The sequence below is a fragment of the Sphingobacterium sp. GW821-FHT03E03 genome (assembly GCF_059420745.1).
The window spans coordinates 76,461-92,208 of the sequence record NZ_JBWKUH010000020.1; the positions used below are offsets into that span (position 1 = coordinate 76,461).

The 15,748-nt window shown below is 46.3% G+C and carries 9 protein-coding genes; 1 reads left to right on the forward strand and 8 read right to left on the reverse strand.

What is annotated here, in order from left to right; translation table 11 throughout:
• Positions 1-336 precede the first annotated feature (336 nt).
• Entirely contained in the window at positions 337-3,276 is a 2,940-nt protein-coding gene (locus AC07UV_RS19070) for a M16 family metallopeptidase (RefSeq protein ID WP_495184905.1), read from the reverse strand.
• Positions 3,277-3,858: 582 nt separating this feature from the next.
• Here AC07UV_RS19070 and AC07UV_RS19075 point away from each other — a divergent pair.
• Positions 3,859-4,362, forward strand: a complete 504-nt coding sequence (locus AC07UV_RS19075; RefSeq protein WP_495184906.1) for a hypothetical protein — start codon at positions 3,859-3,861, stop codon at positions 4,360-4,362.
• 183 nt (positions 4,363-4,545) lie between these two features.
• Here AC07UV_RS19075 and AC07UV_RS19080 read toward each other — a convergent pair whose 3' ends face one another.
• The 7 genes from AC07UV_RS19080 to AC07UV_RS19110 form a co-directional block, all read right to left on the reverse strand.
• Positions 4,546-5,994 (reverse strand): BT_3987 domain-containing protein, encoded by a 1,449-nt coding sequence (locus AC07UV_RS19080; RefSeq protein ID WP_495184907.1) that lies wholly within the window; start codon positions 5,992-5,994, stop codon positions 4,546-4,548.
• Positions 5,995-6,034: 40 nt separating this feature from the next.
• Entirely contained in the window at positions 6,035-7,162 is a 1,128-nt protein-coding gene (locus AC07UV_RS19085; RefSeq protein WP_495184908.1) for a DUF1735 and LamG domain-containing protein, read from the reverse strand.
• A gap of 17 nt (positions 7,163-7,179) precedes the next feature.
• Positions 7,180-8,187, reverse strand: coding sequence for a glycoside hydrolase family 18 (locus AC07UV_RS19090; protein ID WP_495184909.1), 1,008 nt, complete (start codon positions 8,185-8,187; stop codon positions 7,180-7,182).
• Positions 8,188-8,213: 26 nt separating this feature from the next.
• Positions 8,214-9,338, reverse strand: a complete 1,125-nt coding sequence (locus AC07UV_RS19095) for a DUF1735 and LamG domain-containing protein (RefSeq protein ID WP_495184910.1) — start codon at positions 9,336-9,338, stop codon at positions 8,214-8,216.
• A gap of 31 nt (positions 9,339-9,369) precedes the next feature.
• A complete protein-coding gene (locus tag AC07UV_RS19100) occupies positions 9,370-10,983 on the reverse strand; it encodes a SusD/RagB family nutrient-binding outer membrane lipoprotein (protein ID WP_495184911.1) in 1,614 nt (537 codons plus the stop codon).
• Between the two features lie 17 nt (positions 10,984-11,000).
• The gene (locus tag AC07UV_RS19105) at positions 11,001-14,294 is read right to left on the reverse strand and encodes a SusC/RagA family TonB-linked outer membrane protein (protein WP_495184912.1); all 3,294 of its coding nucleotides are present in this window, start codon (positions 14,292-14,294) and stop codon (positions 11,001-11,003) included.
• A 296-nt stretch (positions 14,295-14,590) separates the two neighbouring features.
• Entirely contained in the window at positions 14,591-15,706 is a 1,116-nt protein-coding gene (locus AC07UV_RS19110; protein ID WP_495184913.1) for a FecR family protein, read from the reverse strand.
• Between the last annotated feature and the right edge of the window lie 42 nt (positions 15,707-15,748).

Genomic DNA, 15,748 nt, shown 5'->3' on the forward strand with positions numbered 1-15,748 from the left:
AATTAAACAAATTACAATTCGCAGGAACTAAATTATCATTCGTGGACATCTGCGGTTTTTCTGATAAAGCACACATCAGGCAATTACCACTTAACGACTATTGAACAAATAGTGTCCGTCATTTTGGCTACAACCAAGCTCAATTTGGCAACAGATAGCCTCTGCCTTCATTAGACTTTTGTGTTATTGAATCAGATAATAACACTATGAGAAAGACAATTTTCATTACATGAGCTAAGCAATAAGCCACTTAATTTTTAAAAAAAAGGGACCAACGTATGCCAACGCGGTCCCTATTAAAACTATAAACTATTAAAACTATCTCCTCCGTTCGGATTAGTATCCAAAGATTTCATTTAAGCTAAGCTTAGTGATTTTACCAAGCGTTGTAATATTGTCCTGATTCAGGTCCTTCTCCTCTCCCACAATACAATAGATATATGGCTTACGGCTTATATTATCGCTGTGAAATTGTTTAAGATCATTGTATGTCAATTGAGGAATCTTTTCAAAGATCATTTTTCTTGAATCTTCGGTAAGTCCACGGCGTTGTGCCGCCATATAGCTCGAAAGGATACCGGCTCCTGTGATACGTTCACTAGCCAATGATTTTAATAAATTTGTACGCACCGATTCCAAGCCTACAGTTGATTCTGGTAATTCATTCAAAAGCTCATTCATACCACCTACAGCATCTTTAAACTTATCAGACTGCGTTCCTATATAAGCACCGACCATGCCATGGTTTTCTTTCTTTTGTGGTTGTCCATAGTAGGCATAAGTCGTATAGGCCAATGCTTTAGATTCCCGAAGCGTCTGGAATACGATACTGCCCATACCGCCACCAAAGTATCCATTGAAAAATGTAACCGTCGGAAGTTGGTTTTTATCAAATAATCCTGAATTTCTGATCCAGAATACTTCAACCTGCTTCATACCATACTGTGCAAAAAAGACTTTGCTCTCATCTGTCGGCTTTTCTACAAATTTTACACCCTTTTCTATTGTTGCATAGGCCGTGTTATTATTTTTTAGCGGTGTCAGATTTTTTACCAATTCATTCACAGGCTCCGGTCCATAGTATAGTATACGGTGTTTAGCATCCGCTAACTTATGCAATACCGCCACTAGGTCTGAAGCTTTCAATCCATCCAACTCTTGATCGGTATAGGTGTAATTAAACGGGTTTTTGGCACCATAACGTGCATACGCTTTTAGCCCCTCCATGATAGAAGCTTTATTCTCCTTGGCATTGGTACGGGATTTTTTAACACGGTCAATGAATGCGGTAAATGCCCGCTCATCCGCTACACAGTTATGCATCAGATCTTGCAACAGACCGACCGACTCCTTAAAATTACTACCCAAACCAGAAATAGAAACACTGCTTTCCTCATTTCCGGAAGAAACTGAAAAGTCGGACGCCAGCTTATAGAACGCTTTGCTAAACTCTTCACTGCTCCTGTTCTTCGTACCCAAAAATTCCAGGTATCCGACGGCCAAGCCCAGTAACTTATTGTCCCAGCTACCAAAATCATAATGATAAGTCAGGGCAAATAGTTCGTTATCTTTGTTTTGAACGGCTAATACATCCAAATCCTTCAGCTTTGATTTAGAAATCTCCTGATCAAAATCTATCCATTTAGGACTGATATTCTGCTCCGGCATTGCATTAATCTGTTTCAAAAATGCAGATTCTACATTCCGATTGACCGTAATAGGCGTAATGGCTGGCTTGACTACTTTATCTACATTGGTATCCTGCCCTTTTTCCTTGAAGACGGTCACATAATTGACGTCAGAAATATATTTATTCGCAAAGCGAACAATATCTTCTTTCGTAATCTTAGACAAGCGGTCCGTATAAGCCAACTCTTTTGCCCAATCCAACTCCGAATTAAAGCCTGACATAAGCTGTTCGGCGGTACTGGTGTAGTTTTCGAAGAGTTTAATCTGTGATTTTTTTTCATTATTGATGATAGATGTCAACAAGTCCGCAGAGAAATCTCCTTTTTTCAATTTCTCCAATTCAGCCAACAACAGTTTTTTGACATCTTCAAGGCTCTGGCCGGTACCTGGATTACCTTGAAGAATAAGCATTGAATAATCTTTTAGAATATAAGGAAATGCACCCGCTCCCAATAGTTTCTGAGACTTAACAAGGTCCAGATCGATCAAACCGGCAGATCCATTGGTAAGTACATTGGCCATTAAATTGAGGATCTGCGCATCTGGATGTGCTGCCCCCGGGAAACGAAAACCCATTAAGACATATTCCGAAGCAGGGCCTTTGACAGTCCTTGAAATTGGATTTGTGATGGGCTGCTCTTGCTCAAAGGTATATGCTGGCACGGGTTTGGATTTCATGCCTGAAAACGCCTTATCTATGCGCTTAATCACATCAGTGGGATTAAAATCACCCGACATAATAACACCCATATTATTCGGAACATAATAGGTGTTGTAATATTCACGGATTGCTTTGAGCGATGGATTTTTAAGGTGCTCCACAGAGCCCAAAACGGTTTGCTTGCCGTAGTTATTATTGGGAAACATGGCCGCAAAAATAGCTTCGGTAGATTTTCTATTATCGTTATCTAAACTTATGTTTTTTTCTTCGTAGACTGATTCAAGCTCTGTATGGAATAAACGGAGGATGGGATTTCGGAATCGCTCCGCTTGTACGGTCAGATATTTATCGATCACATTGCTGGGGATATCTTCCATGTAGACCGTTTGCTCAAATGAGGTAAACGCATTCGTACCCTTGGAGCCCATGCTGCTCATCAGTTTATCATATTCATTCGGAATAGCATATTTTGACGCCTCCCCTGATACACGGTCGATTTCTTTATAGATAGCAGTGCGTTCATTGACATCTGTACTATGGTTATATTTTTCATAGAGATTGTCAACCTCGTCCAGCAGCGGTTTTTCTTTGGACCAGTCCAGACTACCAAACTTGTCGGTTCCCTTAAAAAGCATGTGCTCCAGGTAATGTGCGAGTCCAGTATGATCTTTTGGATCCGTCTTGCTACCAGCCTTGGTTGCAATATAAGCCTGTATGCGGGGTTGCTTGTTATTTGGGCTTAAAATGACGGTCAATCCGTTTTTCAATTTGTAAAACCGGGTTTGAACCGGGTCGTTGGTCACGTATTTGTAGCTATAGCCCCCCTCAGAGGTCTCTTTCCACTGATATTTTCCGACTTGCGCCTGAATACCGGTCGTTATAAACAGTAGCGATAGGAAAGCTACCGTTTTCATTTTTCTATTCATAAATAAATAATTTAGGGAATATAAACTTCATAATACTTGGCAATAATATTTTCAACAATATTAAACTTTAACCAAACAATTATCAATGTAACTGGTGAAAAACAATAAAATTTATAGAAATATTAATACTAAGCGATATAATATTCAGGAAATTCATCATCATATTATAAAAAAAAAGATTTTTTTCGGCTTTCTTTTCTCCTGCTTTGAACATAGGCATGTTAAAGTACCCGAAAGTCTGCGAGACGAACCACATATTTAGATATCTTCCACGCACGTTAGAATTTACTGATGGAGCATATACTCTCTTAAATCTATTTGTTAAAAGTTGATCTTGAGTATTTGATTATTTTTGTAGTTTTGTTGGACTACTTTACCCTGATCAAATATAATCTAGAACATATAAGTAAGCGCATAATCTGGCAGAAGTAGCGTTAAAAGCTTATCCGAAATTTCATTAACAACTTCCATTCAGACCAGCATGGACGAGAACTATACGAATTAAATACAAGAAAGAAAATGGGCCAATACTTTTGGATTGCAATACCTGCACAACTGTTTTTTCGGTATTGCGGAGAAACGATGGAAAAACATCATGCACACGCCTATATTGAAACGATAAACCGGCGTTCAGGCAAGCGTAATTACGTGAAATATAGCAAGGAAAATCAGTCGGCATTTCTGGAAAGCTTTTCATCATCGGATTATTATGGATTTTTCCTATCGACTTATCCCTTTTCAGATCAGGAGGATATAACAAGCTCTGGTCTCTTCTACGATTCGCCTGTGGCCGAATATACAATCGCAGGAAGCGGCGGCTATGAAACTGATCAGACAAGAGAAATCATCCACCTGCGGCAGATCATGAAACAAGCTGACAAATCCGCAAAAGCATTTTTTGCGGCCTTGCAGCGCAACCTCAAAAAGATCCCCGACCTACGCGGTACCCTGGTAAGTGGAAATAAAAACCATTTTTACCTGCCGACACCAAAAAGTATCATTCCACAAAACGCGCATAGCCGGCTGATAGAAATACCTTGGGAAGAACACTGTCTCAGCAAAGACCTCGTGTACCGGCAAGAATAATTCAAATCATGTGGAGTACACAATGTTGACGAAGCAGGAAAACCGGTGAGTTTGGCCGGAAGACGCCTGTAATTCAGAAAACCTGACAAGAAAAGAAAGCGCCGGTACTAAGACCGTGCGCTCTCCAACTAAACCACCATTTTAATAAACCTATCAGATTGAAACGCAATTTTTTCTAAACTTTTACTCAAATGCATTTAATTCACCAAATCCGGCGGCATATTCGCCATAGCCTGTCATAGTAAAGCGGAAATAACGTGTCTGCACGGGCGTATAAAAGCTGACATTTCGCAGTTCGGGATTGGTGGCGCTACCACCGGGCATGCTGCCTGTATAGGAGCCCTGGACGGTCCAGTTAACACCATCACTACTTGTCGCCACCCGCATCGCTGTTACTGCGGAGATATACCCCGAACCAAAGTAGTCCCAATACCTTGGTGTAAAGGTAAACCCGCGTATATTTTTTTGACTTTGCATATCTACCGTAAAGGTTACTGCGGGTTTTGTGCCAAAAGCAAATGTCGAATGCCAACCCGTTGCAGCATTATTATCAAAGGCAAGCGCAGGGGCACCTGGAGCATACTGTGTATCTGTGGAGCTTGCGGTGGCGGTCCAGCCTGTACGGTCTATGCGATTGCCCGTAGGTGCCGGATTGGCCGGGTTGATATTCTGCAATTGTACTTCCACCGCTAGATACGCCAAACCGAGTGTCTCATGCGGCGGTACCGGTCCTTCGTCCGCAATGCCCACTGGCAGCAGGTAGCTGCGGCCCGGTACAAAGGCAGTGGTATTCCGAAGCGCCATGACAAATGCTGCTGCCGCATTGAGGGTGCCGCTGGTAATAGAAACAGTGGCCGGAGTAAAGGCAAAGCTGTTCGCTGGGAAAGCCACATAATTTGTCTGGTTGGCCTGGTTATATCCCGCCAGCAGATCCTGCCGTTCCCGAAGGCCTACCGTCAACGACTGACCAAAGGCTGTATTGACAGCTGCCGTTACATTTAGGTTGCCACTGATGACATCCCCATTGGGCGTCCGGTTAATAATAACCGGTACCACACGGTTAGCAGGTACGCCATTGAGCTGTGTGGTGATCCTGTTAAATCGCACCCGCAAGTACATCACCTGTCGGTTGCTGCTCAAAGGTAGACTGGAATTCGTGCTTGCCAGCCGTATAGGCACCACATATTGCTTGCTCAAGTCCAGGTCGCCAGTTTGTCCCAAGGTAATGCGCAGTGAATCCACGGAGCGTTCCTGTCCGGCAGGGATACGCACCTGACCATTGTTCGCCAATACAAAGGCACCAGCCGGAAAAGCCGGGGACTGCGTCTTATTTGCCAGATCATAAGCGGAAAGCAGTGCTGTGTCTATGGTCGCCGTTACCTGTACTTCCTGGTCAAAAGCCCGTGTCAGCAATACCGGGAAGGCTGTTCCAGCCCCGGCGAGCACATTGTTGCGCGCCGTGACATAACTGGCATCAGCCGTATTAAAACCCGCACCGGTTGGCATATAAATAATCAAGTCCTGTGGTGCACTTACATTATCTTTACTGCAGCTGGCTATAACGCAGACCAGGATAATCCAGCTCATACCGCTTACAAAGGAAGCACGCAGTTTATTTAAATATCTTTTCATACGATCTTATCGCTATGGTTCATAATTTTTTTCCTATTCCCTATTCGCAACGTACATTGGGTACCCATTGAATATTGCTGGCGGCAACCGCATCCCGGTTGTGGCCGCTAATATCCCGTACGGTTCTTCCCTCTGCTGCATTAAATTTCCAGTAACCCACGAGTCCCGCACTGGCTGGATCCACGCCGCATTTTCCATTACCGATCTCCGCCTGTGTCAATGCCCTGGACCAGATCCGTGCTTCACTTATGGCACCATCTAACCCTCGACCTCCGGCCGAGCGACCAAAATGAAAACCATCGGCCCATGTATTAGTCAGGTCAACCACCCGGCTTACATTACTGCTGGCTAAGAGCTGGCCATCCACATACACTCGAAGGCGGGCACCATCATAAACAGCGGCAATGTGATACCAGGTGCCCGTGTTGAAAGTAAAGCTCATATTTGTGGTCATCATCCCTCCCCCTACCTGCAATTGGTTGGGCTGCACTGTCACATCGCCAAAACGCATCAAGAAGGTTTCCTCGATCCCCATAATGCTGCTGATAAATGGCATACTGCTCTGAAAACGATTTACCATCACCCTGGTTTCCATTGTAATGGCCGGCATGGCTTTGACTGCTTCATTATTCTGCGAAAAGTCAACTCTAAAATAATTATTGGTAAGCGATGCTGCATTGCTAATCGTAACCTGATTGATTATCAAATAGATAGTTTTGGAGGATTCAATAAGCGGTAATCCCGAAGTGCTCCGCACAGTAAGGGGCATCATATAGGCTTTGCCGAGTTCAAAAAGTTCGGTTCCATTCACCCGAAAGCTAACCGCATCGGAGACGGTCAATCCAGGCTGTATCTGTACTTCATTGGCGGATAAGGCATAACTTCCCTGTGGAAGTGCCTGATAAGCGGTGCCAAAACGTTGGTTATAGGCCGCAATTAAGGTCGTATCTACCGCAATCTGTGCAGTTACCGCCTGCGTTGCGGGTTGTGTGGATGTCACGCTAAAAGCTTGTGAACCACCGGTATTATCCACCGTCAGCCTCGCTGTATTATTGACCTCCGCCAAGGTTAGATAAACACTGTTGGTATTGACCTCATCACTTTTGCAGGCAAACAGTAGACTCCCGATTAGGCAACTGAATAACCAGTTATATATTCTTTTTTTCATGATATTAGCTCCTTAAATTAACGTACAGCGGGATTCATAATCTGGATCGCTTGTCTTGTCCATTTATAATCCGGGGTATTCGGGTATTCGTATTCTGTATGGTAGCTCCCAATACCGCCCTTAGGTCCTTCTGTTGGATTCCAATATGCAAAACCCAATAGCGAAGGTATCGTCCCCCTTTGTGGATCAGTAAAATTGACACCGCCATCCCGCCACCAGTTTTCAAAGTTTTCACAGGGTACAAACTTCTGCGGCGGACACTCGCCGAGACCATAGTTTTGCAGTCGTCCCTGGAGGACCGAAGGGGAACTCGAACCATAGGCTTGCTGCATAAAATAACTGTAATAGGGTTCTACGCCAGGATGGCTATAACCATCAATAATCAGCAATTTGTCCGTTCCCGACTTTGGGCCGAGGTATTTTCCTAGCGCTTGAAATAGACGCAATACATGTGGGTTATTGCCGTTTACAGCATAGCGATTTCCGAAGAAAGAATTAATTTCGGCAGCTTCTCCAGGTTCATAGTCCAGGTCAAATCCGTCAATATTATATAAGGCAATGGTATCGGCAATAGCCTTAGCAACGTTATCTATTGCCTGCATCACATTGGTTTCAATCAATTGCGGATCATTTTGCCGCATAATACGTTCCACCCCACTGCCAAAACTTGTAATGACAAATCGTGTTCCTTTTTGTTGCCGTATCCGTTGCATGGTCTCATAATTATGCGAACCGATGGGTGGCATCCCACCCCAGAAGGCAACAATATCCACGCTGTCGGGAATCTGGTCAATCACGCTAACCGTCTCCGGGCTCCCGGGTGTCCCCAATCCGCCCCACCAACCGAAGTAGATCTGATGATTGCTGCGCTTATAAGCCCTTAAGTTTTCATAATATTCTTCACTTCCGACGGGAACGAGTTTTGAAACAGGCTCCGGCACCGGAATATTCTGCTTTTCGCAGGCAGCAAATAAAATACTTCCTGCAAAAAGACAGGTATATAGCAGATATTTAATTGTTTTCATTGTGTTTTCAATTTTTGTTTACACCTCTATTCCGGACAGCGGATTCCAGTGACCCATTGTGGGGTTCCACTGACGGTACCCGTATGTCCATGCCCCGTTACATCAGCAATCGTACTCCCCTGGCCAGCATCAAATTTCCAGTAGCCATATAATCCATCCGATTGCGGATTTACGGCGCACATATTATTTAAAAGCTGAATACCCGTGCGCGCCTGCGTCCAGAAACGCAATTCCTGCACTTGAATGGGGTTGCCATTGGCTCCGAAAAACATTTGGTTGAGATTAAAGGAACTCCCCGGAGGAGCTGTCGTAGCAGCATCTTCGACCCCATTGACGTAAATGCGAAAGCTGTTGGCCTGCCCATCAAATACATAGGCAATATGGTACCATTGATTGACCGAAAAACGTGTCCTGGATGCCGGCTGTACCCCTTTATATTTGACCTGCAGCTGATCGGGTGAGATCACCACATCACCAAAACGCGAATAGATCTCATCGGGATAAGCCGCAAAGAGGGTCATATTATTGCGAAATGGGCCATTCGTCACCCGCACCCGCATCTCTACGGTAAAAGCCTTTAGATTGCTGATAGGATCCGGAATGGCAAAACTGACGCCACCAGCCCGCGATAAATCCAGGGCCGGATTCACCAGCACCTGCTGGATCTGGGCATAAAGCACTTTGGAGCTCTCCAGAATTGGAAAGTTAGTTGAAGACAGGCTGGCTACTTCGATCGGGACCAAATACTGTGTACCGACTTCAACGGCTCCACCCAATGGGCTTATCTCAACCTGTATCGCCTCCGAAACACTGGAGCCTTTACGGATGACCGACTGGGTAGCGCTCAGCTTGATAAGTTGGCTGGGCAATGCTTTGAAATCGGTTCCATGCTGTGCATTATAGCTATCCACCAGCGCCGGATTGACCCGAAAGGTAACGTTCAGATCCTGATCGACAACCGCGGAGGCACTTGCCGTCACCGCCAATGAACCACCCGTATTATCCACTGACAAGCCGACAAAAGGGTTCACCTGTGCACGGGTTATATATATACCCCTTTGTTCCACGCTTGATTTCTGACAAGCTGTTAGCAAGCAGCACAGTAGGACAAGTAGAAAGAAAGGGATCCTTTTTATGCGATATTTTTTCATAACAATAGCGTATTAAATAATCAATCGTCTATTACCTTGGCTTGGCATCCCACCAGACCTTTGTCCCACCGTTATCGGCTCCACCCAGCAAGGTCAGCGCGCGCGCGACCTGTGCACCATTCTCTTGATACTGTTGTAGAGGATAAGGCAAGCGACGGACCTGTACGGTGCTATTGACTGTACCACCGCTCCGGTTGAGCGCTATTGGAAAGAGCCGCGGAAAATCCGTGCGCCTGAATTCAGCCCAAGCTTCCTGTCCATTGGGATACATCGCAATCCATTTTTGGGTAATGATACGTTCGAGATTGGTATTAAAGTTGTCGGCCTCATTCCAACGAATGGTACTGCCGCCCAGGGAAGCCGTGCTATAGGCACTGCCTGGTGCATAGTCCGTATAGTTTGCGGGTCGTGCTGTCGCATTGGACAGATAACCAGCCGGCATCGCTACCCCTAATTCTGTAAAAGAGAGCTGTACCCCTGTTTCGTACAAGGACTGGGCATTGCCCCCCATATTCCAACCGCGCAATGCACCTTCAGCCCGGAGAAAATATACTTCCGATGCCCGCATCCAAGGTAAGCCGGTGTCGTTGGTCACATTCAGCTGCGAAAAAGACTGATACACGGCCGGCACCACATTGATCCCCGTACGTACCCCTACATATTCATTGGGACGTACCGTGGAGGTCGAAAAGAATACCCCGATTCGTGGATCACTGTAACCACGCAAGTAAGAATCCATGGATGCGCCCATCCGCGCTTCGTTGTAATCCTGGGTTAGGGTATGCAAGGGGTTTTTAAAATTCAGTCCTGTCGCCGGTTTTTGTATGGCCCCGTCGCCAACCGCGGTCAATAAGCCTGCGGGATGGCTGACGGCCTCTTCGGCAAAGCGTTTGGCATTGGCCGGATCAACATAAGCCATGCGAATCGCTAAACGCAGTTTCAGGGAGTTGGCATATTTTGCCCATTGCAGGTAGTTGCCGGCATAGATCTGGTCGTAGCGTGCCAAAGGAGTCCCTGCGGCAGCTCCACGTTTGTGCAGCAGATTTGCCGCACGCCCCAGTTCGCCAATAAAAGTCCGGTACAGACTCTCCTGGCTGTCGTATGCTGGCGTGAAGGTTCCTGTTGGGATCTGTGAATAAGGAACAGGACCGTAACTATCGGTCATACGCACCATACCAGTGATCTTGATCAGTTGAGCAACCGAAAACTGCAGCGAATCGCCAGAAAGTGTCGTTGCCTCCTGCACCTGTTTCCAGGCATTCAGCAATCGGCCAGTCAGGTTAAACTGCTCGTTCACCCAGGTCAGGTTGAAACCATAGGTCAGGTTGTTGGTATTTCCGTTCCAGTTGTTGGCCTGGGCCATATAGCCCGAATAACAATCCGCGGCGAGATTAAATGCAATCTGATAGCTGTTTACAAAATTGGTGCCGGCGCCCGCATCTGCCGCCGGGATCACCGCATTGATCATAATGGGAAAATTACGTCCCGTGAGGTAGCCATCGGCTCCCATTTGCTCACGTGTAGCCTTATAGGGATCAGTATTGTAATCCGCATAATTTTTGGTACAGGCGCCAGCGAGTACAGTCAGTGCCGCACAGCCGATGCCTAGCATCCGGAACCTATATCTTTTAGATGAATTTTTCATTGTTATGTACGTTAAGGTTAAAACTGAGCCCGGACACTGAAACCAAAACTCCGGTAGCTGGGCTGGCGGAAATAATCTATCCCCTGATCGTAGGTACCGGTAGAAGAAGTCGATTCCGGATCAAAGGGTGATTTGTTGTAAAACATAAATACATTTCTCCCCGTTAACGCCACACGAATATTGGGGCCTTTTGGACCAAACCATTTTGTTGGCAGATTATATCCGAGGGCCACCTCACGTAACCGGACATTCGTTGCACTATAAATGTAATAGGCCGCCATACCGCTCGCGCCATTTCCCAATAGATTATAATAGCCCTGTACATTGGGATATCGACTACCATAGATCATTACGCCACCATTATCACGGTCCTGTGCTGATTGCTCCGACACGCCAAAGGCATCCATAATGGATTGGGTATAGGAAACACCAATTCCCCCTACCCGTGCATCCACCAAGAAGGAAAGATCCACTCCTTTGTACGAAAACTGATTGTTCCAACCTAGCGTATAGTCTGGTGCAGCGCGGCCCACATAACGCCGTGGAATTGTCGTCCTGCCGATGGAGCCATCACTAGAATTTACCCATAGATTCCCCTGATTATCTTCCCGTAATACCTGGGAAATATAAAAATCCGCCATTGACCCACCTACAGTCAGTACATTCTGAAAATCGCCCAGACCACCCACAAGACGCTGTTCATTTTCATAAGGCTCCCCTGTAGCCGGATTAATAAAGCCCTCTGAAAGACGCATGACGCGGTTTCTATTCAGCGAAAATACCAAACCCGAAGTCCAGTCCAGGGCACCAAATTTACCCCGATGGGATAAGTTCGCTTCAATTCCCCGGTTGCGGATATCTCCGGCATTATAAAAGAAGACCGTGTAGATGCTACTTCCCAATAAGGGTTGTTCGAGTAGCTGATTCGTTGTATTGGATTGATATACAGTTGCATTCAAGGATAAGCGGTCGCGCAGAAAGCGGAGTTCCATGCCGGCCTCATAGGACTTTGTCCGTTCTGGACGGTAGTCCGCAAAAGGTGCTGGCCGAAAGGAGTCATCGACTAAGGAAAACACGGGATTGGCCACGCCAAAACGAGGTGGATTGCCTACTTCGGCATAGGAGAAACGTACTTTAGCAAAGGATATTGCTGCTTTGGAGACCTTCCACTTATCACTGATGACCCCCGAAATACCGACAGAAGGATAGAAATAAGAGGAAGTTGAGGCAAAGCCGGGCGGCAGTTGCGAAGGCCATTCATAGCGACCAGTCAGGTCCATAAACAGCCAGTTCTGATAGCCCAACTGGGTGGTTGCAAAGACAGACTGCAGCTGAGTGGCACTGTAAGTTTGTGTCGCCGGGTTGTCCGTGTTCTCCTGTACCGAGTAAAAGTTAGCCAGGCGAAGCAGGTTGCCACCGGCACCTAAACCATCCAAACGATCGTTTTGATAGCTCCCACCTACATTCGTGCGTAGAGAGAAGCGGTTGTCCGCAAAGCTATGCTTCATACTGGCAATCAGATCCAGGTACGTATTTTTGGTTGTGTTCTTACCAGTCTGATAATAGCCAAATTCGGAAGCAAATAGTCCCCAGGTACCAGCGGGTCTTTTGGTTTCACTCTCCAGTACACTATTATCAATACGGGCGCGCCCGGTCACATTCAACCAATCTGTTACCTTATAGTTTGCTGTCACGCTCATCATATAACGGTCAGTATTGGTGGTCCGGCTTTGCGCATCGGTAATCCAATACGGATTTTGCATCCCTAGCCCCTGATCCTGATAAGGCCAGAATTGTGTTTCGATCAAGCGGTTTGGATCGTAACGTGAGTAGACCTGATACTTTCTAAAATCATCTCCCGGCGGAAAGAGGTAGACTGGTACGATGGGGTTTTGGTATTGGCCCTGTGCCACCATATTATTATCTTTGAGCCGCACATACATCCCGCTGAAATCGGCGGTCAGGCGGTCTGAAAGCTGCGCATTGTGGCGCAGGTAAAAGTTATAACGGTCGAATTTATTGTTGCGGATAATACCTTCGGCATTGTTTGTTCCCACAGAAAACAGCGTCTGGCTCCTGTCGGTACCACCCGTGATACTTGCTCCATTGCTGATATTGTAACCTGTTTGGAAAAAGTCCTTTGGCCGATAGTCCGATGGTTGCGGCAGCTTAGCTCCCCAACTGGCATATTCCTGCGGATTGGACTGGCCATAAGTATTTTGAAAACGTGGCATCACAAAAGGGGAAAAGAAATCCGAACTATGCGATACGTTGACACGTATACTGCCAAACAGCCCTTCGGTATCGCCGCGGGTACCTTTTTTTGTATTGACGAGGATAACACCATTGGCGCCCTGATTTCCGTATAATGCAGTTGCAGAAGGGCCCGTCAAGGCGCTGATACTTTCAATATCTTCGGGATTAAAGCTGGAGATCCCCTCCCCGCTGACCACCCCCTCAAAAGGACCATTGGTACCACCGCCATTATTATTTGGAATGGGAATACCGTCAATCACATAGAGTGCGTTGTTGTTGCCGGCTATGGATTTTGTCCCCCGCATGACCACCCTGGTCGCGCCACCGATACCCGAGGAGCTTGAGTTGATCGTGACACCGGCAATCTTTCCGGTCAGGCTATTCACGAAGTTGGCATCTTTATTTCGCGTAATTTCCTCGCCTTTAAACTCCTGTACATTATAGGTCAGGGCTTTGACGGATTGCCGGATCCCCAAAGCGGTCACGACGACCTGATCCATTTTCATTTCTTCCTGTTGCAGGACAATCTGGAGCATTTCTGCCAACGCGACTTTGTGTTCTTGCCGTATATAGCCGACAAAGGAAAAAACCAGGATATCACCGATACTGGCATTGAGGCTAAATTTTCCTTCCGTATCGGTTGAGATACTCTGTCCGGTATTTCGGTTTAATATGGATACACCAGCAATACGCTGTCCTGTACTGTCGCGTACAATACCCTGTATGGGGATGAATATTGCCGTTTCTGGACTGCCAGCGGGTAATTTTGGGCGGAGCACGACGGTATTCGCGTGGACCGTATAGGCCAGCGGCAAGCCCTTCAGGACTGTTTCTAGCGCTTCACTCACCGATACGTTGGCCAGATCAATGCTTCGCTTCTGGTTTTTGGGGATAATGCGGCCATCATAAAAGAGATCATATCCGCTTTGCTTACGGATCTCTTTCAAAAGAGATTCCAAAGAAGCATGCTGGCGCCTTATCGTAATTTTCTGTGCGGAGGTCAACGCACTCAGGTGTGTAAGGGACACAATGAGCAAGGCAGTGGTTAGTCGCATAATCAGCCATATTTTACGGCATAGTATTCCATCTATACCAATTTTAATAGTATATTTTTTATACATTTGTTTAGTTTGGTTAATATACAGCATACCTTGACTTTCCAGGGCTTGGGCAGCTGTAGGTGTAAACAATTGAAAGATTGGGCCAAATCTTAACCAGGGGTGTTTCAAGCACTTCTGGTTAATCTTGTGGATCTAATAGGTTATCCGAAGTCTCTTTTCATTTTATCATTCATTTTAAGGTTTATATTAGGGTTATTTAAGAACTTATACTTTATTTAAGAACATCTATTTTATTTAGAGACATATACTTTACGGCCCTCGATCTTAAAATGGGCCAGTCCCGAGGATTCAATTAATTTCAGCACAGCCGATAGGTTGTTCTTTCTTGAAATCCAGCCTCCGGCCTCCATATCGAGCGGCACACTGCTATCGTAGATAAATTCGACGTCGTACCATCGGGCAATTTTGCGCATCGCTGTTTTAAAGTTGATATGATTCAGTGCGAAGTCGCCTTCTTTCCAGTCCACAATTTCATCGAGATCCACCTCCTTGACCGCGATTCCCGCCGCTGTGGCGACGGCCTGTTGGCCGGGCCGGATGATTTCCTTCCGTTGCCCATGAATGACCCGGACAGATCCTTCCAGCAAGGTCGTACTGATCGCTACCTCATCCGCATAGCTATTGATATTGAAATGTGTCCCCAGGACTTCGACCTCCTGATCGCCCGTTTTGACAACGAAAGGATGAGCTTTATCTTTTGCCACTTCAAAATAAGCTTCGCCTGTTAATTCCACCTTCCGCTGTCCTTTGCTGGTATAGAGCGCTGTGCTGTAGGTCAGGCTGGATGCAGCATTCAGCCATATTTTTGTTTGGTCTGGAAGCGTTACGACATAGGTCTGACCGTTTGCGGTGGATAAGGTATTGCTGCTCTGATCGTTGGGACTGCCCCCTAAGATCTGATACAGAATCTGGCCGTCAGCGGTTTTGGTAACACTGACACCGGCCTGACGGGCGATCTCGCCTTCGCCTGCATCACCCAAGAGAATCTGCTTCCCATTGGCGAGCGTCAGCGTTGCACCGACCGCTCCCGGAGCAATGTCTTTGTGCTGTGGCACAGTGACCAGGTTGTTATCGCGTGAAGACAGACTGTAATAAAAAATACCGGATCCCAGTGCAAATAGCAGGATGGCTGCCGCTGCAATACGTGGCCAGCGTCTGATTTTCTTGATCGGATAGCCTGGCAGCTGCTGCCGGATCAGTTCCAGCTGCTGCTGTTTCTGCAGTTCGTCAAAACCAGAAACATCTGCTGTATGCAGATTGTGGTACCAGCTTTCCACGATGGCCTGTTCTTCGGGAGTCGCTTGTCCCTCAAGATATTTAAGCAGTAATTTTTCTGATTCTTTCATTGGTTATTCCAGGCCCTATTGCTGGCCCTATATACCTATGAC

Excerpts from the sequence above, each read along its gene's own strand:
- AC07UV_RS19070 (WP_495184905.1), bottom strand. The coding sequence starts at position 3,276 with ATGAATAGAAAAATGAAAACGGTAGCTTTCCTATCGCTACTGTTTATA.
- AC07UV_RS19075 (WP_495184906.1), top strand. The coding sequence starts at position 3,859 with ATGGAAAAACATCATGCACACGCCTATATTGAAACGATAAACCGGCGT.
- AC07UV_RS19080 (WP_495184907.1), bottom strand. The coding sequence starts at position 5,994 with ATGAAAAGATATTTAAATAAACTGCGTGCTTCCTTTGTAAGCGGTATG.
- AC07UV_RS19085 (WP_495184908.1), bottom strand. The coding sequence starts at position 7,162 with ATGAAAAAAAGAATATATAACTGGTTATTCAGTTGCCTAATCGGGAGT.
- AC07UV_RS19090 (WP_495184909.1), bottom strand. The coding sequence starts at position 8,187 with ATGAAAACAATTAAATATCTGCTATATACCTGTCTTTTTGCAGGAAGT.
- AC07UV_RS19095 (WP_495184910.1), bottom strand. The coding sequence starts at position 9,338 with ATGAAAAAATATCGCATAAAAAGGATCCCTTTCTTTCTACTTGTCCTA.
- AC07UV_RS19100 (WP_495184911.1), bottom strand. The coding sequence starts at position 10,983 with ATGAAAAATTCATCTAAAAGATATAGGTTCCGGATGCTAGGCATCGGC.
- AC07UV_RS19105 (WP_495184912.1), bottom strand. The coding sequence starts at position 14,294 with ATGCGACTAACCACTGCCTTGCTCATTGTGTCCCTTACACACCTGAGT.
- AC07UV_RS19110 (WP_495184913.1), bottom strand. The coding sequence starts at position 15,706 with ATGAAAGAATCAGAAAAATTACTGCTTAAATATCTTGAGGGACAAGCG.